This window comes from Pantoea sp. EKM20T, assembly GCF_011800485.1.
Classification (GTDB): Bacteria; Pseudomonadota; Gammaproteobacteria; order Enterobacterales; family Enterobacteriaceae; genus Pantoea; species Pantoea agglomerans.
This window is the reverse complement of sequence record NZ_JAALFW010000008.1, coordinates 117,926-138,646: the sequence shown is the minus strand read 5'-3', so window position 1 is coordinate 138,646 and position 20,721 is coordinate 117,926. Positions and strand designations below refer to the sequence as shown.

The 20,721-nt window shown below is 54.8% G+C and carries 17 protein-coding genes, 1 tRNA gene and 1 other RNA gene; 7 read left to right on the top strand and 12 right to left on the bottom strand.

All coding sequences use genetic code 11. The annotated features are described in order from the left end of the window. Positions 1 to 5: 5 nt before the first annotated feature. The 8 genes from dppC to HFD94_RS15210 all read right to left on the bottom strand — a co-directional run bounded on the left by dppC (position 6) and on the right by HFD94_RS15210 (position 8,132). Positions 6 to 908, bottom strand: a complete 903-nt coding sequence (gene dppC / locus HFD94_RS15245; protein WP_010671643.1) for a dipeptide ABC transporter permease DppC — start codon at positions 906 to 908, stop codon at positions 6 to 8. A 9-nt stretch (positions 909 to 917) separates the two neighbouring features. Continuing rightward, positions 918 to 1,937, bottom strand: coding sequence for a dipeptide ABC transporter permease DppB (dppB, locus tag HFD94_RS15240; RefSeq protein WP_010257427.1), 1,020 nt, complete (start codon positions 1,935 to 1,937; stop codon positions 918 to 920). A 171-nt stretch (positions 1,938 to 2,108) separates the two neighbouring features. After that, positions 2,109 to 3,719: a dipeptide ABC transporter periplasmic-binding protein DppA gene (dppA, locus tag HFD94_RS15235; protein WP_010671642.1), complete on the bottom strand. Its 1,611-nt coding sequence runs from the start codon at positions 3,717 to 3,719 to the stop codon at positions 2,109 to 2,111. Positions 3,720 to 4,765: 1,046 nt separating this feature from the next. Continuing rightward, positions 4,766 to 4,895: non-coding RNA, RtT sRNA (locus HFD94_RS15230), on the bottom strand. 33 nt (positions 4,896 to 4,928) lie between these two features. Beyond that, a tRNA-Pro gene (locus HFD94_RS15225) sits at positions 4,929 to 5,005 on the bottom strand. A gap of 125 nt (positions 5,006 to 5,130) precedes the next feature. After that, a complete protein-coding gene (gene eptB, locus HFD94_RS15220; protein WP_010257429.1) occupies positions 5,131 to 6,822 on the bottom strand; it encodes a kdo(2)-lipid A phosphoethanolamine 7''-transferase in 1,692 nt (563 codons plus the stop codon). Between the two features lie 321 nt (positions 6,823 to 7,143). Continuing rightward, positions 7,144 to 7,572 carry an organic hydroperoxide resistance protein gene (locus HFD94_RS15215; protein WP_010257431.1) on the bottom strand — a complete coding sequence of 143 codons (429 nt, stop codon included), beginning with the start codon at positions 7,570 to 7,572 and terminating at the stop codon, positions 7,144 to 7,146. Positions 7,573 to 7,667: 95 nt separating this feature from the next. Then, positions 7,668 to 8,132: a MarR family winged helix-turn-helix transcriptional regulator gene (locus tag HFD94_RS15210; RefSeq protein WP_010671641.1), complete on the bottom strand. Its 465-nt coding sequence runs from the start codon at positions 8,130 to 8,132 to the stop codon at positions 7,668 to 7,670. A 62-nt stretch (positions 8,133 to 8,194) separates the two neighbouring features. Here HFD94_RS15210 and HFD94_RS15205 point away from each other — a divergent pair, with 62 nt between their 5' ends. Further along, positions 8,195 to 8,788 carry an HD domain-containing protein gene (locus HFD94_RS15205; protein ID WP_010257434.1) on the top strand — a complete coding sequence of 198 codons (594 nt, stop codon included), beginning with the start codon at positions 8,195 to 8,197 and terminating at the stop codon, positions 8,786 to 8,788. Between the two features lie 41 nt (positions 8,789 to 8,829). On the opposite strand, the gene HFD94_RS15200 is transcribed toward HFD94_RS15205, so the two are convergent. After that, entirely contained in the window at positions 8,830 to 9,126 is a 297-nt protein-coding gene (locus HFD94_RS15200) for an HTH-type transcriptional regulator (RefSeq protein WP_010257438.1), read from the bottom strand. 734 nt (positions 9,127 to 9,860) lie between these two features. Here HFD94_RS15200 and HFD94_RS15195 point away from each other — a divergent pair. The 6 genes from HFD94_RS15195 (at position 9,861) to HFD94_RS15170 (ending at position 17,101) form a co-directional block, all read left to right on the top strand. After that, a complete protein-coding gene (locus tag HFD94_RS15195) occupies positions 9,861 to 11,459 on the top strand; it encodes a gamma-glutamyltransferase family protein (RefSeq protein ID WP_010671640.1) in 1,599 nt (532 codons plus the stop codon). A gap of 237 nt (positions 11,460 to 11,696) precedes the next feature. Continuing rightward, positions 11,697 to 12,413 carry a DUF3053 domain-containing protein gene (locus HFD94_RS15190; RefSeq protein ID WP_010671639.1) on the top strand — a complete coding sequence of 239 codons (717 nt, stop codon included), beginning with the start codon at positions 11,697 to 11,699 and terminating at the stop codon, positions 12,411 to 12,413. Between the two features lie 432 nt (positions 12,414 to 12,845). Continuing rightward, entirely contained in the window at positions 12,846 to 14,780 is a 1,935-nt protein-coding gene (locus tag HFD94_RS15185) for a PTS mannitol transporter subunit IICBA (RefSeq protein WP_010257448.1), read from the top strand. A gap of 96 nt (positions 14,781 to 14,876) precedes the next feature. Continuing rightward, complete coding sequence (gene mtlD / locus HFD94_RS15180; protein ID WP_010257450.1) at positions 14,877 to 16,025, top strand: mannitol-1-phosphate 5-dehydrogenase; 1,149 nt, start codon at positions 14,877 to 14,879, stop codon at positions 16,023 to 16,025. 64 nt (positions 16,026 to 16,089) lie between these two features. Beyond that, entirely contained in the window at positions 16,090 to 16,635 is a 546-nt protein-coding gene (mtlR, locus tag HFD94_RS15175) for a mannitol operon repressor MtlR (protein ID WP_171820345.1), read from the top strand. A gap of 103 nt (positions 16,636 to 16,738) precedes the next feature. Continuing rightward, positions 16,739 to 17,101 carry a YibL family ribosome-associated protein gene (locus tag HFD94_RS15170; protein ID WP_003848030.1) on the top strand — a complete coding sequence of 121 codons (363 nt, stop codon included), beginning with the start codon at positions 16,739 to 16,741 and terminating at the stop codon, positions 17,099 to 17,101. Positions 17,102 to 17,109: 8 nt separating this feature from the next. Here HFD94_RS15170 and HFD94_RS15165 read toward each other — a convergent pair whose 3' ends face one another. The 3 genes from HFD94_RS15165 to HFD94_RS15155 form a co-directional block, all read right to left on the bottom strand. Continuing rightward, positions 17,110 to 18,078 carry a VirK/YbjX family protein gene (locus tag HFD94_RS15165; RefSeq protein ID WP_167433265.1) on the bottom strand — a complete coding sequence of 323 codons (969 nt, stop codon included), beginning with the start codon at positions 18,076 to 18,078 and terminating at the stop codon, positions 17,110 to 17,112. A gap of 210 nt (positions 18,079 to 18,288) precedes the next feature. Beyond that, positions 18,289 to 18,906, bottom strand: a complete 618-nt coding sequence (gene sodA, locus HFD94_RS15160; RefSeq protein ID WP_008926407.1) for a superoxide dismutase [Mn] — start codon at positions 18,904 to 18,906, stop codon at positions 18,289 to 18,291. A gap of 282 nt (positions 18,907 to 19,188) precedes the next feature. Beyond that, positions 19,189 to 20,529 carry an aspartate aminotransferase family protein gene (locus HFD94_RS15155; protein WP_022624829.1) on the bottom strand — a complete coding sequence of 447 codons (1,341 nt, stop codon included), beginning with the start codon at positions 20,527 to 20,529 and terminating at the stop codon, positions 19,189 to 19,191. Positions 20,530 to 20,721 lie beyond the last annotated feature (192 nt).

Here is a 20,721-nt window from a genome sequence, read left to right as displayed (position 1 = left end):
CCTCTTTACTGCTTGAGTTTCGGGTCGAGTGCATCACGCAAACCATCGCCCATCAGGTTAAATGCCAGCACGGTAAGCAGAATGACCAATCCAGGGAAGGTCACTACCCACCAGGCACTTTGCGCATACTGCAGGACGTCGGAGAGCATCGTGCCCCACTCCGGCGTTGGCGGTTGCGCACCCATACCGAGAAAGCCCAGCGCCGCCATATCGAGAATGGCGTTGGAGAAACCTAATGAAGCCTGCACGATCAGTGGTGCAAGGCAGTTAGGCAGAATATTCACAAACATCTGGCGCAGCATACCGGCGCCGGCCACGCCGGAGGCGGTCACATAGTCGCGGTTCACTTCCACCAGCACCGCCGCGCGGGTCAGACGGATATAGTGCGGCAGCGCCACAAAGGTCAGCGCGATGGAGGCGTTAACGATCGAAGGGCCAAAGATGGCGACCAGCACCAGCGCCAGCAGCAGACTGGGCAGCGCCAGCATGATATCGACCACACGCATGATGATGGCATCGACCACGCCGCCGAGATAACCGGCCAGCAGGCCAAATATCACGCCAAAAATCAGTGACAGCACCACCACCAGACAGCCCACCAGCAGCGACAGGCGCGCACCGTACATCAGACGCGACAGCACATCGCGGCCTACATCGTCGGTGCCCAGAATGTAGCTCCAGCTGCCGCCTTCCTGCCAGACCGGCGGATGCAGCAGCGCATCGCGGAACTGCTCAGCAGGGGCATGCGGGGCCAGCACATCGGCAAAAATGGCGCACAGCAATACAATGATGATGTAAACCAGGCCCACGACGGCGCCCTTGTTACGTTTAAAGTAGTGCCAGAATTCCTGAAACGGGGTCATCGGCTTGGGTGCAACGGTAACGCTGCCGGGATCAACAACAGACATGATGCCCCCTTATTTCTTATGACGTATGCGCGGGTTAACCACGCCATACAGCAGATCAACCAGCAGGTTGACCACAATAATCAGTACTGCTGTGAGCAGCACCCCGCCCTGCACTACCGGATAGTCACGGCGCTGCAACGCTTCAATCAGCCAGCGACCCAGGCCCGGCCACGAGAAGATGGTTTCGGTCAGAATCGCCCCGGCCAGCAAAGTGCCGACCTGCAGGCCGATCACCGTAACCACCGGCAGCATGGCGTTTCGCAGCGCATGCACTACGATCACGCGCATGCGCGTCAGGCCTTTGGCGCGCGCCGTACGGATGTAATCTTCACCCAGCACTTCGAGCATCGCCGATCGCGTCATTCGCACAATCACCGCCAGCGGAATGGTGCCGAGCACGATGGCAGGCAGAATCATGTGCATCACCGCATCGTGGAAGTCGCCCGGCTCACCCCAGAAGAAGGTATCGATCAGCATAAAGCCGGTCAGCGGCATGGTGTCATCCAGGAAGACGGTGTCGCCGACCCGCCCGGAAACCGGCGTCAGGTTGAGCTGTACCGAGACCAGCATGATCAGCATGATGCCCCACCAGAAGATCGGCATGGAGTAGCCGGTCAGTGAGATCCCCACGGCGGTGTGATCGAAAATCGACCCCCGCTTCACGGCGGCCATGACCCCAACCGGGATACCAATGGCCACGGCAAATATCATGGCGCAGATGCCGAGTTCCAGCGTCGCTTTGAAGCGCGGAACAAACTCATCCCAGACCGGGATGCGGCTCTTAAGTGAAATGCCCAGGTCACCATGTAATACGCCGTTAATGTAGTTCAGGTACTGTTTCCACAGCGGCTGATCCAGACCTAACAGCGCCATTAACTGTGCATGGCGTTCAGGAGAAATACCGCGTTCGCCCGCCATGATGAGTACCGGATCGCCGGGGATCATGTGAACAAATGCGAAGGTGAGTAATGTAATACCGATAAACGTTGGGATGACAAGGCCCAGACGTCGGAGTATGAACTGCAGCATAATCCGGGTTCTCTCTTGTCCGCGCGACCGTCGCCGCGAGGGTAGTTATTGCTTACATCTGACGATCGGGTAGGCCCGACCGCGACGCAGACAGGCTGCGCCTCTACCGTTTCCAGTAAAACAGGGAGATAAAGCCGGGGCGACGCGCAGCCGCCCCGGAAAAGGCGACAATTATTCTTTAATGTCTACCTGAGCAAAGTAGTGTCCGCCCAGCGGATCGACTTTGTACCCGGAGACTTTCTTGCTGACCGGTTCGTATACCGTTGAGTGCGCGATCATCAGCGCCGGTACCTGGTCATGCATCACAACCTGTGCCTGCTTGTAGTACTCGATGCGCTTCGCCTGATCGGCGGTGGCGCGAGCTGGCTGAATCTGATCCTCAAAGGATTTATCACACCAGCGCGAGTAGTTAGAGCCATCTTTTGCCGCTGAACAGCTGAACAGGGTGGCCAGGAAGTTATCCGGATCCCCATTGTCGCCGGTCCAGCCCATCATGACGGTCTGGTGCTCGCCTGCTTTGGCGCGCTTCAGATATTCGCCCCACTCGTAGGTGACGATTTTGGCTTTGACGCCAATCTTCGCCCAGTCGCTCTGGATCATCTCAGCCATGCGGCGCGCATTCGGGTTGTAAGGACGCTGAACCGGCATTGCCCACAGGTCGATTGAGAAGCCGTCTGCCATGCCCGCTTCTTTCAGCAGCGCTTTGGCTTTCTCAGGATCATAGGCGTAGTCTTTTACGTCGTCGTTATAGCCCCACATCGTTGGTGGGATCAGGTTTTTAGCAGGCTGACCTGCACCCTGATAAACGGCTTCGATAATCGCCTTTTTGTTGACCGCCATGGTCAGTGCCTGACGCACTTTCAGGTTATCCAGCGGTTTTTTCTCAACGTTGTACGACAGATAGCCGACGTTCAGGCCAGCCTGCTCATACAGGTTGATGTTTTTGTCCTGCTTCATACGCGCGATGTCAGCCGGGTTTGGATAGGGCATGACCTGACATTCGCCCTTCTGCAGCTTGGCGTAACGCACTGAAGCATCCGGGGTAATGGAGAAGACTAAGCGATCGATTTTCGGCTTGGTGCCCCAGTAATCCGGGTTAGCTTTGTAAAGGATGCGCGAATCTTTCTGGTACTGCAGCAGCTGGAACGGACCGGTACCGACCGGATTCAGGTCGACATTTTGCGGGGTGCCCGCTTTCAGCATGTTGTCAGCGTACTCTTTCGACAGAATCGAGGCGAAGTCCATGCCAAGGTCAGCAAGGAACGGCGATTCAGGACGCGTCAGCACAAAGCGCACGGTGTTCTCGTCCACTTTTTCAATTTTGCTGATCAGCTTCGGCATGTCCATGCCTTCGAAATATTCGTAGCTGCCGCCGGATACGCCGTGATAGGCGTTGTTTTTATCCAGCTGGCGTTCAAAGGTGAACACCACATCATCCGCATTGAAGTCGCGCGTCGGTTTGAAATCTTTGGTGGTCTGCCACTTCACGCCTTTGCGCAGGTGGAAGGTGTAAGTTTTACCGTCTTCACTGACATCCCACTTCTCTGCCAGCGCAGCGTGCAGTTCGGTGGTGCCAATAGTGAACTCAACCAGTCGGTTGTAGATCTGACGTGAGCTGGCATCGTAGGTGGTGCCCGAGGTGAACAACTGCGGGTTAAAGCCTTCCGGAGAACCTTCAGAACAGTAAACCAGGGTTTTTGCCTGAACACCGGCGGCGACAGTCATAGCAATCAGGCTCAGACCGACCTTCAGCATCCCGGATTTAGCCAGGGAGTTGATCATGCTTTTGCTCCATTGTGATGTGATGTTGTGTGTATTGCCCGACCTCTGATTTTTTTATGCGGTTCAGGCGTACCACCGAACAGGTGGTTAAAGCACGCTACGTTTTTTTTGTTTTTTCTTATGCAGATGGTGCATTCAGAAAATTCCGTAACTGCGCGTTTATTGACGCATCAATTTGTCAACAGTTGCAAAGAACGTCAATACAACGGTTACTTATTTACACAGAGTGTGAGGGATAGCATGCAACGGTAATAAAAACCCTTTCGGCCTAAAAGCCATACAATGCACAGCGCTGCTGGTCTGATTTCCGTGCATTGTGCTGGATGGTTGTTCTATCGCTAGTGATTCTCACCGCTAAAAAACTTAAAACTTTTACCGGCAAATGTTGAATAACTGAACGATTCACCGTGCGTTATGACGTTCATCCAGCGGAATATGCTGGTAAAGAAGCATAAGAAATCAGCATGTTGCCGCTTTCGGTCATAAGAAGAATGTGTCGCGAATTATGATCGCATCTCTTATATGGCAAGGCCTGCCAGCGGGTAAGTGATGATAACAACGGCTGGTAAACAGAATGCGCGGTGGATGGGGTTTACTGGAACTTTCTGGAAGATAGCGAAGATGGCAAGCGGGAGTGGCGTTAAGATCGAGATTGCTTTGGGAACACGGGCAGATCGGAAAGGCGCTTAAACCATCCCTGGACGCTCAGCGGTATTAATGTGAATGCTTAGCGGTCAGATCGAGACTGCTTCGGGAACACGGTCAGATCGGAAAGGCGCTTAAACCATCCATGGACGCTCGGCCCACGCCGTCCATGGCGTGGGACGCTTTCCTCCTCTGCCCGTGTTCCCTTCGCCTTGAGATTGTTCATTGCTGTCAGCGTCACTCGGGTTTGGATCTGTCAGTTGTCTGAGATGCTTCTGTAAGTACCTGATGCGTCTGCCAGACGTATGCTCCCTGAAGCCCGCTCAACGGTAAATCCGTACCTTTCATCCTCTTTCCTTCAGACGAAAAAAACCTGTCTTTTCAGACAGGTTTCTTAAATACGGTCGGCGAGAGAGGATGACTCTGCTCTGCGAGCAGCGCCCTTCGGGCCGTTGCTGAAGCAACGTTGTCTCGCTACGCTCGGCTCAAACCTCCTTCGGAGGTTCTCATCCTCTTTTCTTCAGACGAAAAAAAACCTGTCTTTTCAGACAGGTTTCTTAAATATGGTCGGCGAGAGAGGATTCGAACCTCCGACCCACTGGTCCCAAACCAGTTGCGCTACCAAGCTGCGCTACTCGCCGATGGGGGCGCATGTTACTGCTACCCCCGATCAGCGTCAACCGCTTTTTATGCTTTTGCCGCCAATCGCCTGGAAAGCACGCGGTTACCGGGAATCAGCCGCCTGCTTTACCCTTTTCGACCACTATTACAGCGGTTTAGCCTGACCATTACCCGGTGCCTGACACCAGTTGTTGGCCGGGTTAATACCGCCATCTGGCGAGGTGTAACCCAGACAACCCAGGATGGTATCGAACAGCTCAACGTGGCGATGGGTCCGGCCCACACGCTGCTGCGCCTGCAGACGCTCAAAGTTGCTGCGGTTCTGACTGTCTTCCAGATACTTATCTGACGCCCAGACCATCATCGGCACCCGGAACTGCTCAGGCGGAGCCATCTCACGCGGCGTGCCGTGCAGATGCATATTCTCGCTAATCGACTCACCATGGTCGGCGGCATAGAAGACAATCGCCTTCTTATCACGCAGCTGATCCAGCACGCTATCCAGCATGCTATCGACATACAGCACCGAGTTGTCATAAGCGTTGATCAACTGCGCTTTGCTGCAGGTCTCATCCACGCCCATACACTCCGGCTGATATTTCGCGAAGCTGCGCGGATAACGCTGTGAATAGAGGTAGTGCGAACCTTTGGTATGCAACACAATCAGATGCTTACCTTTCGGGAAACGATCCAGTGACGCTTTCATCTCCGGCACCAGCAGCATGTCATCCACCGCTTTGCCCTGATTACGCTTCTCTGAACCAATCTGCTCACGGAAGGCAAAATTGTTGGCATTGATGTTGTCGTAGAACCAGACTTCGCTCTGCATCGCAAACAGCTCAGAGGTGAAGCCCAGCTCTTTCATCACCGCAAACACATTCTGCTCTTTCAGCGTGCGGCCCGGATTATCCATAGTGCCGCCTTCGCGCACGAACATGCAGCGCAGTGACAGCTTGGTCGCGGTATCACAGGACTCGCCCCGGAATGCCACCAGGTTCTTCTCTTTCGACAGCTTCGGCGTAGTGTCACGCTCATAGCCCAGCATCCCCATGTGATCCCAGCGCGTGGTTTCGCCAATCACAAACACCACATAGGTATCATCAAGCCCGGCAGGCGCGACGTAGGTAAACTTCTTCGCCGGATCCAGCAGTTCCTGGCTGTTCAGCGACTCATCCACACGGGTCCAGGCAAACAGGCCCACAGCCGCCAGCCAGTTCGAAGGAAGATAAGAGTGCGCCACCACACCGCCGTAACTCGGCAGATCGATGTTGGTGATCTCTTCGTTATGCTTCTGCAGCTTGTCGAAAAAACGAATCGGCAGCCAGACCAGTGCCACGCAGAGCAGCATGATCAGGGTAGGTTTCAGGCGCTGTCCCGGCGTACGCAGCTGTTCATTCAGCGTCATGCTCAGCTTATTGCGCCAGATCATCAGCAGTGGCAGCGCGCTGACCAGCACCATCCACAGGATGAAATGGTAACCAATCACCTCTTTTGAGAGATCGGTGTCAGTCGTCATCACCGAAGCCACAATGCCGTAGCCAATCACCACGTTAAAAAACGCCATGTAATAGGCGGCGGCAACCGAAATCAGAACAATCAGCGTGGCCAGCACGCGATAAAACCACTTTCCTCCCAGCGATAGCAGACGCATCAGGAAGAAAGTCAGCACCACAATGGCCACTACCTCGGTGACGGCAGTCAGCCAGTTCGTAACCGTAGAGTGCCTGAGAAAACCGTCAAAACGACGATAGAAAATCGGCAAATTCAATAAGATACCGAGATAGAGCGCCAGCAAGAGCGATAACTTCTGCTGAGTCAGGGTTTTAATGTAATTCATGAAAAAAGGTGTTTCTCCGGTGTGAAGCGCTTGACCAAATCTTTTATGTGACTGCCGAAACGCGGCAGAGTTCGCTGAATAAGCGGACCGGACAAGATGAAGGAAAATTCTGAACGGATTTACAGGCTATAACGCGAGGTGGCTCAGTAAAACATGGTCGCGTTTGATAGACCAGAAAATAATCGTTGTCGACCTGATTAGCACATTTTTTGTACACATCGAACAGGAACGGCCGGGTGGGCTGTTGCAGACAGCAGCAGGAGAGTGAAAATGACAGAGGAAAAAAAGTGCGGGCCTGATAGTTTCAGGCCCGCAGCACGCTTAGCGAATAATGTTCAGCGTGACATCGATGTTGTTGCGGGTGGCGTTTGAGTAAGGACAAACGATGTGTGCCGCATCAACCAGCTTCTGCGCTTCTGCTTCATCCATCTCTGGCAGATGAATGTTCAGGGTCGCTTCAATACCAAAGCCATCAGGGATAGGGCCGATACCCACTTCACCTTCGATCCAGGCGTCTTTTGGCATGGTGATCTTGTCACGGCCCGCCACAAACTTCATCGCGCCCAGGAAGCAGGCAGAATAGCCCGCAGCAAACAGCTGCTCCGGGTTAGTCACTTCGCCGCCTGCACCGCCCATCTCTTTTGGCACGCCCAGTTTCACGTCCAGTACACCGTCAGAAGAGGTTGCACGACCATCACGACCACCGGTTGCTTTGGCTTTGGCGCGGTAAACCACTTGTTCTAAAGACATGACATTTCTCCGTTACGCTATTTAATCGCCCACTACTTATACAGCCGTAATCAGGCGGTGAGGTTTAACGGGTGCCGCGCACCCGTCAGCAATATTTATCGTGACTTATTCAGGTTATCTCGCAACCCATCCAGCTGTAATTTCAGCGCCAGCAAAGCGTCATCATCACAGGCTGTGGCACACTTGACCGCTTCAGGAATGGCTTCAGCCCTGGCCCGTAACGCCTGCCCGGCTTCGGTCAGCGTCACCGCAACCTGGCGTTCATCCTGACGGGTTCGCTGCCGGTTAATCAGGCCTGCACTTTCCAGTCGCTTCAGAAGTGGCGTTAATGTTGCCGAGTCTAAAAAAAGCTGCTCGCCAATCTCTGACACCGTGACATCATCTTTCTGCCACAACACCAGCATGACCAGATATTGAGGATAGGTGATGTCGAGCTGGCTCAGCAACTGACGATAGACTTTATTCATCGCCAGGTTGGCAGAATAAAGCGCAAAGCAGAGGTGCTGATCGACCAACAGTGGCATCGTTTTCACTTTTTTGTCATCTTGATCACAATTCATGGTTAATAATATAGATAGCGCGCTAGATAATTGCAAGCAAACTTTTTGTCAGGGGGAAAGGCATGCAGGATTCACTGGAAGAACAGGCGCGTCGCTTCGCCACCGAGGCACATGCCAGTGCCGGTCAGCGCCGCAAATATACCGATGAGCCTTATATTGTTCATCCGGCAGCGGTGGTGGAACTGGTGCGCAGCGTCAGCCATGACGACGCGTTGTTAGCGGCGGCCTGGCTGCACGATACCGTGGAAGATACCGCAACCACACAGAGCGATATCGAAACGCACTTTGGTACGCGCGTGGCAAGCCTGGTAGAGATGCTGACCAACAGCGCACCCGCTGGGGCAAAAAATCGGACGGCCCGTAAACTGGCGCACTTCCGCCATACAGCCAGCGCCAGTCCTGAGGCACAAACCATCAAACTGGCTGACATCATCGATAACACCCGCGCGATTGTGCGTTTTGATCCCGACTTTGCGCGGGTCTACCTGGTTGAAAAGCAGATACAGATTGAGTTGCTGAAGCAGGGAGATGCGCAGTTATGGCAGCAGGCTTCAATGATTATTGAAAGCGGACTCGCACAGTTGCGGGAGCCGCCCTATAGCGTGCCGGAGAGCTGGTTTGCCAGACAGGCGGCTAAATACAGCGAATTACGCTAATAAAAAACCCGCCAGCGGCGGGTTCTTTTCGTGATATCAGTTTATTCAAGCAACTGCCGTCCCAGATAGGGATTGGCATGTAATAACTTCATCAATTTCTGCGCCGTCGCGGAAGGACGGGTACGCCGGGCTTCCCAGCTTTTCACGGAAGAAACGCTCACGCCCATTACTTTTGCAAACTCATCAACCTGCATGCCGGTCATTTCACGCAGACGCTGCGGCTCTGGCTGGGCGGGTTGCTGACGCTGAATAAGTAACTCGGCGGCGCGATCATCACGTGTCAAAACAATCTGCTCAAGGCTGCTGAGCAATTCAAACATCGGGTCTTTTAATTCCATAGAGAACTCCTTAAAAACTCGCTATGAAGCACGTGAAAGTAGAGAGGTACGAGCCTGAAGTCAGGACTCTGAAACCGGGCCTGTTTCAGGCTGGATCCCGCAAGGGTTTATTTTTGTTATGAGAGAAACCATTACGGGACACAGCCTGCGGTGCACTGCTTTAAAGATGTCAGGTCAATGCAACAAATGCCGGGAGACTAAGTATGGATAGAGACCTGACTATTTGCCGCGCAATTTATAATTATTTTTTTAACTATGGTTTGCCGGAAAAGTTCCAGCGCCTCTAACCCGCTGAGGCAGTTGAGTTTTGTGCCTTCGGTGTGGGCAAAAAAATCAAATGGTGTTTGCTATTTATGTGGATGCCATCAAGCTTTTTGCTGGCATATTCTCATTTCTGTGAGGCAATACACCTCTTCAGGTAGTGAGTGCAAAATATACGCCAATGGTTTACTTCCTGAACACATATATTCACTGATCTTATTAAATTAAGAATAGTCCTGGTTGGGGCCTGAGGCCTGGCGCGCGGCGGCTCACAGTGCAGAGCGGGTAAATCTTTTATTCTTAACGGCGCTCTGTCGCCAGATTAATCAACAGTCATCTTAACGAAACGGCTGGCGCCTCATGCCGGTGCAGTTACCCGGCAACTATCGACCTGATGCGCGGTAAAAGTGCAGCCCCGTGATAACGCACTGACGACGGGCAAAACCCCTACCTGACCTCTGTAAGGAAAAGCGATGCGAGAAACAGATTTTAACGTCGGATACCCTTCTCATCGTGTACCGATGATGGGTCGTAATGCCGTCGCAACCTCTCAACCGCTGGCGGCGCAGGCGGGTTTACGGATGCTGCAACAGGGTGGAAACGCCGTGGATGCGGCTATCGCCACCGCCATCGCCTTAACCGTGCTGGAGCCAACCGGAAACGGCATCGGCAGCGATGCGTTTGCCATTGTCTGGGATGGCAGCGAGCTGCATGGGTTAAACGCCTCAGGCCGATCGCCAGCCGCGTGGCATCCCGAACGCTTTGCCGATTTTAGTGCGATGCCTGAAACCGGCTGGGAATCCGTCACCGTGCCAGGGGCCGTCTCGGCATGGGTCACACTGGCACAGCGCTTTGGTACCTTACCGCTGACCACCCTCGCACAACCGGCAATTGACTATGCGCGCGACGGCTTTCCGGTTTCACCGCTGATTGGTCAGCTGTGGCAGCGCGGCTATGACAAGCTGCGGGATCAACCTGGCTTTAGCGACTGCTTTGCGCCGCAGGGTCGTCCGCCGCGTGCTGGCGAGCTGTTCCGCAATCCGGCTCAGGCCCGCACCTTGCAGGAAATCGCTGAGACTCAGGGCGAAAGCTTTTACCGCGGCGCACTGGCGCAAAAGATGACAGCCTTCGCCCGTGAGCATGGCGCAGCCCTGACGCTGGAGGATTTGAAAAACCATCGTGCCGACTGGGTTACCCTGCTGTCGCGTCCGTTTGCCGGAGGATCGGTGCAGGAGCTGCCGCCGAATGGTCAGGGCATTGCGACCTTAATTGCACTTGGCATTCTGGAAGAGTGGGAAATCAACCGCTATGCACCGGATTCGCCGCAGTGGCTGCATCTCTCCATCGAGGCGATGAAACTGGCGCTGGTTGATCTGGACCGTTATGTCACCGATGAAGATCATCTCGAATTTCCGGCGGAACACCTGCTCAGCAACGACTATATTCGCCAGCGGGCAGCGTTAATTGATCCTGACAAGGCGGGAGATTTCCGCTTTGGATCACCGCAGCAGAGCGGCACAGTGTATGTCGCCGCCGGTGATGCCAGCGGCATGATGGTCTCATTCATTCAGTCTAACTACATGGGATTTGGTTCCGGCGTGGTGGTACCCGATACCGGCATCAGCCTGCAGAACCGGGGCGCGGGCTTTTCACTCGATCCAGACCATCCCAACGTCGTGGCGGGCGGTAAGCGGCCGTTTCATACCATCATTCCGGCCTTTGCGCGGGATCAGCAGGGCCAGCCGCTGATGGCGTTTGGCGTGATGGGTGGCCCGATGCAGGCGCAGGGACACCTCCAGCTGGCGCTGCGCATTATGCTGCACCAGCAGAATCCGCAGGCCGCGATTGATGCGCCGCGCTGGCGCGTGGTGCAGGGACGCGAGGTGGTATTTGAATCAACCCTCGATCGCAATACCCTGAGCACACTGCGCCGTATGGGCCACAACGTGGTACTGGAAGATCCCCTGAGTAATTACAATTTTGGTGGCGCGCAGGCGATAGTGCGCGATCCGCAGGGCTTCTACATTGCGGCCAGTGAGAGTCGCAAAGATGGTCAGGCGGTGGTGTTTTAAGGTCGCGGCAGTGAGCGTCAGACTGCTCAGCCCCTCCTTCATCTCTGCGCGCTGAAGCCTGCGATGGCAGGGAATGCAGCACGCCCTGAGGCGCAGGCGGTCCCATTCTGTAACCGGCGTTTCAGAAAGCATCTGTTTCACAGGTGGTTTCACGTTGTGCCGTGGCTCGGGTTTGTTCTATTCTTTAGGCCATTCCTACCTGGACATCTGACAGTATCACCGACAGGAGTTGACCCTATGGCTTCAGGACTTACACGCCTTATGGCACGTGGCGGCATTATGCTCGCTGGCGCGCTGATCGTGCTGCAACTCACCGCATGCGGTGATAAAGAAGGCGAGCAGCGCAAAGCATTTATCGATTTTCTCCAGAACACTGTGATGCGCAGCGGCGAGCATCTGCCCAGCCTCAGCGAAAACCAGAAGCAGAGCTTTGGCAACTTCGCCAGCGATTACGCCATTATGTATGGCTTCTCGCAGCAGGCGAACAAAGCGGTTGAACAGGGTATGCGTCCGGTGGTGGATGAGCTTTCTGCTATTCGCGTTCCGCAGGATTATCTCAGCCGTCGTGATTCCCTGCGTCAGGCGACCAGCGCACTGGTGATCGTCACCCAGCAGATTGAAAGCGCCAAAATGCAGGCGGACAGCAGCAAGGCGACCCTGAAACAGCCGGATGACCTGAAAAAAGTCTACGACACCGCCTATAACAAAGTGGTGACGGTGCCCGCCAATCAGCTGATTCCTCTGCTGCCAAAACTCCAGGCGCTGAGTCAGGGTGCAGTGCAGACCGGCGATTTCCTGCAAACGCAGGGAACCCGTGTCAGCTTCAATGATGGCGGCGTGCAGTTCCCGACTCAGGATCAGGCTTCGCAATATAACGCGCTGATGAGCACTTTATCCGCCAATTCGCAGGCGCTTCCTCAGGCACAGGCTGCCGTCCAGGGTGGTCTGCAGTAAACCCGCCTTACGGGCAGACGCTAATTGTCTGCCCGTTACACTTCCTTTTCTCTTCCCACCCAATCACCCGCTGAATGAAGTGTGATCTGGCGCATTTTCGACCAAAAATAGTTTGTGATCTAAGTCACAGATATATAACAAATCAACGTCAAACAAGTGTGATCCACCTCACAGATAACCGGCCACCCCGTCTAAAAATCAGCCAAATGAGCCTGAGCTACGCTTTAAAGTGTGATCAAAATCACGCTAATCACCCCTGCCACCACCCTTAATCAGTGATGTAGATCACACTTACCCCGCACGCTACGCAGCGTCAAATTCGCGTGATAGAGTCCGCGTGCATACAGTAATACCACCGGCTTTGGGTCGGGGTGGCTAAACAAAAACAAGCGCGCTCTCCTATTGCAGCGCGTCTCAATAAGGGGTGGGTTTATGTCCTCATCAGTGAAGGTCAAAGTACAAAGCTTTGGTCGCTTTCTGAGTAATATGGTGATGCCAAACATCGGGGCGTTTATCGCCTGGGGTATCATCACCGCACTGTTTATTCCAACTGGCTGGATCCCTAACGAAACGCTGGCCAAACTGGTTGGCCCGATGATCACCTACCTGCTGCCACTGCTGATCGGTTTCACCGGTGGGCGTCTGGTGGGCGGCGATCGCGGCGGCGTGGTCGGTGCCATTACCACCATGGGTGTGATTGTCGGTGCGGATATGCCGATGTTCCTCGGCGCAATGATTGCCGGTCCGCTGGGCGGCTGGGCAATCAAGTCGTTTGACCGGGCGATTGACGGCAAAATCAAAAGCGGCTTCGAGATGCTGGTCAACAACTTCTCGGCCGGTATTATCGGGATGATACTGGCACTGCTGGCGTTCCTGGCGATCGGTCCGCTGGTAGAAGGTCTGTCACACATTCTCGCCGCGGGCGTGAATCTGATGGTGCAGAACAACCTGCTGCCACTGACCTCGATCTTCGTCGAACCCGCGAAAATCCTGTTCCTGAACAACGCCATTAACCACGGTATCTTCTCGCCGCTTGGTATCCAGCAGGCTAGTGAAGCCGGCAAATCCATTTTCTTCCTGATCGAAGCCAACCCGGGTCCGGGTATGGGCGTGCTGATGGCCTATATGTTCTTTGGTCGTGGCAGTGCTAAACAGTCTGCGGGCGGTGCGGCAATCATCCACTTCCTTGGCGGCATCCATGAGATCTATTTCCCATATGTGCTGATGGCTCCTCGCCTGCTGCTGGCGGTTATCCTTGGCGGTATGACCGGCGTCTTCACGCTGACGGTGCTGAACGGTGGCCTGGTCTCTCCTGCCTCACCGGGTTCAATCCTGGCGGTACTGGCAATGACGCCAAAAGGGGCCTACTTCGCGAACATCGCCGCTATCGCTGCGGCCTTCGCCGTCTCCTTCGTGGTGTCCGCTATCCTGCTGAAAACCAGCAAAGTCAAAGAAGATGACGATATCGAAGCCGCGACCCAGCGCATGCATGAGATGAAAGCGCAGTCTAAAGGCCAGAGCGGCGCGGGTGCCCCAGTCGCCAGCGATGCCATGAGCGTTGAACTGCATCACGTGCGTAAAATCATCGTCGCCTGTGATGCCGGTATGGGTTCCAGCGCGATGGGTGCAGGCGTACTGCGTAAGAAAGTGCAGGACGCCGGGCTGAGCAATGTGTCGGTGACCAATACCGCGATCAACGCCCTGCCGGGTGATGTCGATCTGGTGATTACCCACCGTGACCTGACTGAGCGCGCCATCCGCCAGGCTCCGCATGCGCAGCATATCTCGCTGAACAACTTCCTCGACAGCGCGCTCTACAGCACCCTGACCGAGCGTCTGGTGGCGGCTAACCGTAGCGACGTGCATCGTCAAACGGTGAATACCGCGCTCTCTGACAGCTACGATGAAGGCAACGCACACCTGTTTAAACTGGGTGCGGATAACGTCTTCCTCGGCCTGACCGCCAGTAACAAAGAGCAGGCGATCCGCTTTGCGGGCGAACAGCTGGTGAAAGGCGGTTACGTTGAGCCTGAATACGTTGAGGCGATGCTGGCGCGTGAAAAACTGACGCCGACCTATCTCGGTGAGTCGATTGCCGTGCCGCACGGTACGGTCGAAGCGAAAGATCGCGTGCTGAAAACCGGCGTGGTGTTCTGTCAGTATCCGGCAGGCGTCCTGTTCGGTGAAGAGCCGGACGATGTGGCGCGCCTGGTGATTGGTATTGCTGCCCGTAACAACGAGCACATCCAGGTGATCACCAGCCTGACCAATGCGCTGGATGATGACAGCGTGATTGAGAAGCTGGCGAACACCACCAGCGTGCAGGAAGTGCTGGATCTGCTGTCAGGTAAGCCTGCAATCGCGTAATTTATAGCAATTATTTTCCCTGGGGCGGTCATGCCCGTCCCGATTTCCTGGGGCGGGTTTGCCCGCCCCATCGTCATTTGATATGGGTCAAAAATTATGAAAGCGTTACATTTCGGAGCAGGAAACATTGGTCGCGGCTTTATCGGCAAGTTACTGGCTGATGCAGGTATCGAACTGGTTTTTGCTGATGTGAATCAGACGGTGCTGGATGCACTGAACGCGCGTCATGAGTATCCCGTTCATGTGGTTGGCGAGCAGGCCAAAACAGAAACCGTTAAAGGCGTCAGCGCGGTAAACAGCACCAGCGATGAGATCATCACCCTGGTTTCTGAAGTCGATCTCGTTACCACCGCCGTGGGCCCGCAGATTCTGGAGCGTATTGCCGGCAGTGTGGCTAAAGGGCTGGCAAAACGCAGCGACAACGGCAATACCCGCCCGCTAAATATTATCGCCTGTGAGAATATGGTGCGCGGCACCAGCCAGCTGAAACAGCATGTGCTGAAGGCGCTGCCGGAGCAGTATCACGCCTGGCTGGAGCAGCATGTCGGCTTTGTGGATTCCGCTGTCGATCGCATCGTGCCACCGTCTGAAGCGGGCAGCACCGATCCGCTGGAAGTGACCGTTGAAACCTTCAGCGAATGGATCGTCGATAAAACTCAGTTTAAAGGCGACCTGCCTGCAATTCCGGGTATGGAACTGACCGATAACCTGATGGCATTTGTTGAGCGTAAACTCTTTACCCTGAACACCGGTCACGCGATTACCGCCTATCTTGGCCAGCTGGCCGGCCACCAGACCATTCGTGACGCCATCCTCGATGAAAAAATCCGGGCCGTGGTGAAAGGGGCGATGGAAGAGAGCGGTGCGGTGCTGATTAAGCGCTACGGTTTTGAGGCGGATAAACATGCGGCCTACATCCAGAAAATACTGGGCCGTTTTGAAAACCCCTATCTGAAAGATGATGTTGAGCGTGTGGGTCGTCAGCCGCTGCGTAAACTCAGCGCGGGCGATCGCCTGATCAAGCCGACGCTGGGCACGCTGGAGTATGGTTTACCGCACGCCAGCCTGGTGCAGGGCATTGCCGCCGCGATGCACTATCGCAGCGACCAGGACCCACAGGCGCAGGAGCTGGCCACGCTGCTGGCAGAAAAAGGCCCACAGGCGACGCTGGCTGAGGTTTCAGGGCTGGATGCTGACAGCGAAGTGGTGGCTTCGGTGGTGAGCGCCTGGCACGCTATGGCATAATGCGCGCGTGTTAGTGACGCAAGCCGGGCGCAGTTCGCCTGCGCCCAACGGCGGTATTGAACCCATGCAGGCAATAATGGAAGAGAAGCAGGCTTTTGAAAACCGGGTGCTTGAGCGCCTGAACGCCGGTCGTTCGGTGAGAAGCTTTCTGATCGCCGCCGTTGAGCTATTGGCTGAAGCCGTCAATCTGCTGGTGCTGCAGGTGTTCCGTAAAGATGACTACGCGGTGAAATATGCCGTAGAACCGCTGCTGCTGGGCGATGGTCCTTTGGGCGAACTCTCGGTTCGTCTGAAGCTGATTTACGGTCTTGGCGTTATCAGCCGGCACGAATATGAAGATGGTGAACTGCTGCTGGCGCTGCGCGAAGAGCTGAATCACGACAGCGGTGATTATCGTTTTACCGACGATGAGATCCTTGGCCCGTTTGGTGAACTGCACTGCGTCACCGCCTGGCCGCCCGCACCGGTGTTTCACACCGAAGATGCAGAGCTGCGCAGCATGCAGCAGCAGCGCTATCTGCAGATGGTGCGATCCACCATGGTCCTGTCGCTAACCGAGCTGATCGCCCGCATCAGTATGAAGCAGGCGTTTAAAAAGTCCGGCAGCTAATCCTGTCAGGCGCCATCACGGCGCCTTTTTCGTCTTAACCTGAGCGGGAATATGCGCCAGATTTGGTGTATCCTTGGCCTGTTTTCCTCAACGAGTTGTTGTCATGAAAGAGCAAGAAAAGAACGAAATCAAACTTCTCAGCGATAAGCTGGACGCATTGAACCGCAAAGAGCCGCAGTTACTGGAATCGGGTGATGTCGAGAAACTGGGCGCGTTGCTGAAAGAGAAAGAAGCGCTGGTCATTGAGATTGAGCGTCTGCGCGGTCAGCGGGTAGAAAAACTCAGTGCCGAGGCGCAGAAGCTGCAAAAAATGGGCTTCAGCCGCGAAATTACCAAGAAAGAGCAGGCAAATCTGGGCGCGCTGAAGAAAAGCGTGCGCGGCCTGGTCGTGGTGCATCCAATGACCGCGCTGGGACGTGAGATGGGGCTGACAGCAATGACCGGCTTCGCCAAAACCGCATTCTGACGGGTCGATCAGGCAGCAGCCTGATCGACATCGGCTTTGCGTTCGCCGGCGGCGGCATAGACCTGCTCCGCCAGCGCATCCAGCAATTCATAGCGGCGACGATACTCAGCCCGCTTCTTACTGGCAATCTCCTCCAGCGTTTTGCGCGGCAGGCTCAGCGGCAGGATAAACATCCCATCCCTGCGCGCCTCGCCACTCAGCGACAACCAGAATTCACTGTAGCTGGCAAAGAACTTATCCCCCTTGCTGTGGCGATAACGCAGGCTGCGGAAGACATGAGTCTCATCGCCTACCGCCAGAATATTCTCCACACCGCACTGCTTCGCCACAATAAATACCGCTTCCATTAACAGGCGTTTCGGAAAGAGACCCTGCGCCGCTTTGGTCGCCTCGCGGATCACCTCATTATTGATATGTTTTCGCGGACCCTGTAATCCGCCAATTAATAATGTGCGCTGGTTATTTTCATTGAGAATTGAAAATGAAAGTGAAGCAATAATTTCGTCGTTATAGCGTAATACCAGCGTCACTTCCCCTTCCCGATCGAAATAACCGGAACTGCAGGAAAGTAAAAAGGATTCGCCATTTTTACCGGTCAGCGTAGCCAGCGGATTATCCGTGGCGCTTTGCAGCAGCTGACGCAGCGCAGGGTTTTCCAGATTATTCATCAGACTGTAATGATCAAGTATCGCCTGCGCGCGCGCAGCAATGCTCAACCCTGAGCGCAGATAGGGCCGGTGCAGCTTGGCTGGCAGCAATCCCTGAGTACTCATCAACAGAGGGAGTTGCGGTAAATGCGACAGCTCATCCAGATAACGCAGCGTAGTCAGTGGCGATATTAAGCTTCTTAACACAAATTTCAGCCGGAAACGTTTACTTATCCAGAGTTTATTCGGAACGTATTTTCCGCTAATTAACTGAAAAAAAAGCGATGCAGAAGAATCGGTCGTAGTTTCATGAGTAGTTATAATTGACATAGTCATCGACACACAGTGAGCAGGAATGTCACTGAGCATAAGACAACGAGTATCAACGGCGTGTTAATGTGGCAGAAGGTTAAAAGCGCGGCGGTTAAAAAGCGAGATCCGTTTATTTTTGGTTTAATCTGGGACAACAGAATTTAAAGATAAAAAACCGGCGAAATAAATTCCACCGGTTTATCGTTATCACGTTAACACTGGGTTAACTTACTGGGCAGCTGCGAAGCGGGCTGCTGCTTCGTCCCAGTTGACCACGTTCCAGAATGCTTTGATGTAATCAGGACGTTTGTTCTGATACTTCAGGTAGTAGGCGTGTTCCCACACGTCCAGACCGATGATTGGGAAGCCAGAAACGCCAGCAACCGCTTCACCCATCAGCGGGTTGTCCTGGTTTGCGGTAGATACCACAGCCAGTTTGTCGCCTTTTTTAACCAGCCACGCCCAGCCTGAGCCGAAACGGGTCGCAGCCGCTTTCTCGAACTCTTCCTGGAATTTTTCCACGCTACCGAAATCTTTCTCGATAGCCGCTTTCAGGTCGCCCTGCAGCGTGGTGCCGGTTTTCAGGCCTTTCCAGAACAGGCTGTGGTTAGCGTGGCCGCCTGCGTTATTACGCAGTGGGCCTTTTTTGTCTGCTGGCAGCTGATCCAGTTTGGTGATCAGCTCTTCTACCGGCAGATTGGCAAATTCAGTGCCTTCCAGCGCCGCGTTAGCGTTGTTCACGTAGGTCTGGTGATGTTTGGTGTGATGGATTTCCATCGTCTGCTTGTCGAAATGCGGTTCCAGTGCGTCGTATGCGTAAGGCAGGGATGGCAGTGAATAACTCATGTTCTTCCTCTCCATTTAGTTTGAGCAGCACGACGAATTCGGGACGTGCCGCGTAAGCAGTCGAATCATTATAGTTAAATTCATGTAGCGTAAAAGGGTAATCAATGCCCTATTAACCATAAGGATTTGAGAAATCTGGCAAAAGCAACCCGTTGTTTTTACAGCATGCTGCTGCTGACTCCGCCTTTTCAGCTTTATCAGACAGGGAGAGCGAAGCACTCTGCCAGCACCACCAGCAGGCACTCATCCCGCCCGAACGCCGCATCTGCCCTGCCCTGCGCGTTACCTGCCCAGTTCGCGCAGCCCGCTGTCGAGCGCGCCGACCAGCCAGTCGATATCCCCTTCCTGGAACGCCAGTGGCGGACGCAGTTTCAGCACATTCCCATACGGGCCGGCGACCGAGGTCAGCACGCGATGTTCACGCAGCTTCTCGATTAAATCCAGCGCCAGCGTTTTGTCCGGCGTTTTGCTGTGACGATCGGTGACCAGCTCAAAACCGATAAACAGTCCGGCACCGCGCACATCCCCCACGCACTCATAGCGATCCATCAGGGTTCGCAGCTCCGCCAGCAGCTTCGCGCCGACCACGCGGCTGTGTTCCTGTAACCCCTCTTCGGTGATCACTTTCAGTACCGCCTGCGCCGCCGCCATCGCGACCGGATTACCACCAAAGGTATTGAAGTAGGGAATTGAGTCGCTGAAGGCGGCCAGCACTTCACTTTTTGCCAGCAGGCCGGAAACCGGAATGCCGTTGCCCATTGGCTTGCCGGTGGTAATGATGTCAGGCACCACATCGTGGCGGCCAAAGCCCCAGAACGCGTCGCCGGTACGGCCAAAACCAGGCTGCACTTCATCGGCAATAAAGATGCCGCCGTTGGCATGCACCACCTCGACCGCTTTTTTCAGGAAGCCGCGCGGATCGGGCAACACGCCGTCCGAGGAGAAGATTGAGTCCGCCAGGAAACCGGCAAATTTAATGCCGTGCGCCGCCATATCATCAATCTGCTGCTGAATCTGGTCAGCGAACCAGTCGCCCAGGTCAGGCGCGTCCACACGATACGCATCCGGTGGCATCACCAGCCGCGTGGTGGGCGCCAGCGGCTGTCCACTGCCCAGCGCCGGAGAAGCGCCGGATGTCAGCTCACTGGTGCCATGATAGGCCTCTTTACTGACAATAATCCCGCTGCCGCCGCTAAAGGCGCGCGCCACGCGAATCGCCAGGTCGTTAGCTTCCGATCCGGTGCACATATACATCGCGCGATCGATCGCCTCAGGCGTGGTCGCCAGCAGCGCTTCGCTGTAGTCCAGAATATTTTCATGCAGGTAACGGGTGTGGGTATTCAGCATTTTCATCTGCTGCGTCACCGCCTCAGTCACGGCCGGATGGCAGTGCCCGATGCTCGCCACGTTGTTGTAGACGTCGAGATATTTATCGCCCGCCGCATCCCACAGATATTGCCCTTCACCCCGCACCAGATGCACCGGTTTGCGATAGAACAGGCGATAAGATTCGCCAAGCACTTTGCTGCGTTTATCGGTCAGTTTGCGCGTCTCGCTGTCGAGCGCATCGGCATGTTCGGCGCGGAAACTGTTGGTATCCATAATGGTGGAACGCGTGGCCATAATGACTCCCGTTACAAGGATGAAGGAGGAAGAGCTGACGCCTTTATCATGCCTGCCTGAATCTAAAATGCAACCAAATACACAAATACAATAAAATACACATGACGCAGGCAGATCGCCGCGCTAAGCTTGCTCACTGATTCAGACGGAATCTTTCGCTTCACTGGCGTATCATCCGTGCTCTTTGCGCTT

Coding starts and splice junctions, on each gene's coding strand:
- dppC (WP_010671643.1), bottom strand. CDS start 908: ATGTCTGTTGTTGATCCCGGCAGCGTTACCGTTGCACCCAAGCCGATG.
- dppB (WP_010257427.1), bottom strand. CDS start 1,937: ATGCTGCAGTTCATACTCCGACGTCTGGGCCTTGTCATCCCAACGTTT.
- dppA (WP_010671642.1), bottom strand. CDS start 3,719: ATGATCAACTCCCTGGCTAAATCCGGGATGCTGAAGGTCGGTCTGAGC.
- eptB (WP_010257429.1), bottom strand. CDS start 6,822: ATGAATTACATTAAAACCCTGACTCAGCAGAAGTTATCGCTCTTGCTG.
- HFD94_RS15215 (WP_010257431.1), bottom strand. CDS start 7,572: ATGTCTTTAGAACAAGTGGTTTACCGCGCCAAAGCCAAAGCAACCGGT.
- HFD94_RS15210 (WP_010671641.1), bottom strand. CDS start 8,132: ATGAATTGTGATCAAGATGACAAAAAAGTGAAAACGATGCCACTGTTG.
- HFD94_RS15205 (WP_010257434.1), top strand. CDS start 8,195: ATGCAGGATTCACTGGAAGAACAGGCGCGTCGCTTCGCCACCGAGGCA.
- HFD94_RS15200 (WP_010257438.1), bottom strand. CDS start 9,126: ATGGAATTAAAAGACCCGATGTTTGAATTGCTCAGCAGCCTTGAGCAG.
- HFD94_RS15195 (WP_010671640.1), top strand. CDS start 9,861: ATGCGAGAAACAGATTTTAACGTCGGATACCCTTCTCATCGTGTACCG.
- HFD94_RS15190 (WP_010671639.1), top strand. CDS start 11,697: ATGGCTTCAGGACTTACACGCCTTATGGCACGTGGCGGCATTATGCTC.
- HFD94_RS15185 (WP_010257448.1), top strand. CDS start 12,846: ATGTCCTCATCAGTGAAGGTCAAAGTACAAAGCTTTGGTCGCTTTCTG.
- mtlD (WP_010257450.1), top strand. CDS start 14,877: ATGAAAGCGTTACATTTCGGAGCAGGAAACATTGGTCGCGGCTTTATC.
- mtlR (WP_171820345.1), top strand. CDS start 16,090: ATGCAGGCAATAATGGAAGAGAAGCAGGCTTTTGAAAACCGGGTGCTT.
- HFD94_RS15170 (WP_003848030.1), top strand. CDS start 16,739: ATGAAAGAGCAAGAAAAGAACGAAATCAAACTTCTCAGCGATAAGCTG.
- HFD94_RS15165 (WP_167433265.1), bottom strand. CDS start 18,078: ATGTCAATTATAACTACTCATGAAACTACGACCGATTCTTCTGCATCG.
- sodA (WP_008926407.1), bottom strand. CDS start 18,906: ATGAGTTATTCACTGCCATCCCTGCCTTACGCATACGACGCACTGGAA.
- HFD94_RS15155 (WP_022624829.1), bottom strand. CDS start 20,529: ATGGCCACGCGTTCCACCATTATGGATACCAACAGTTTCCGCGCCGAA.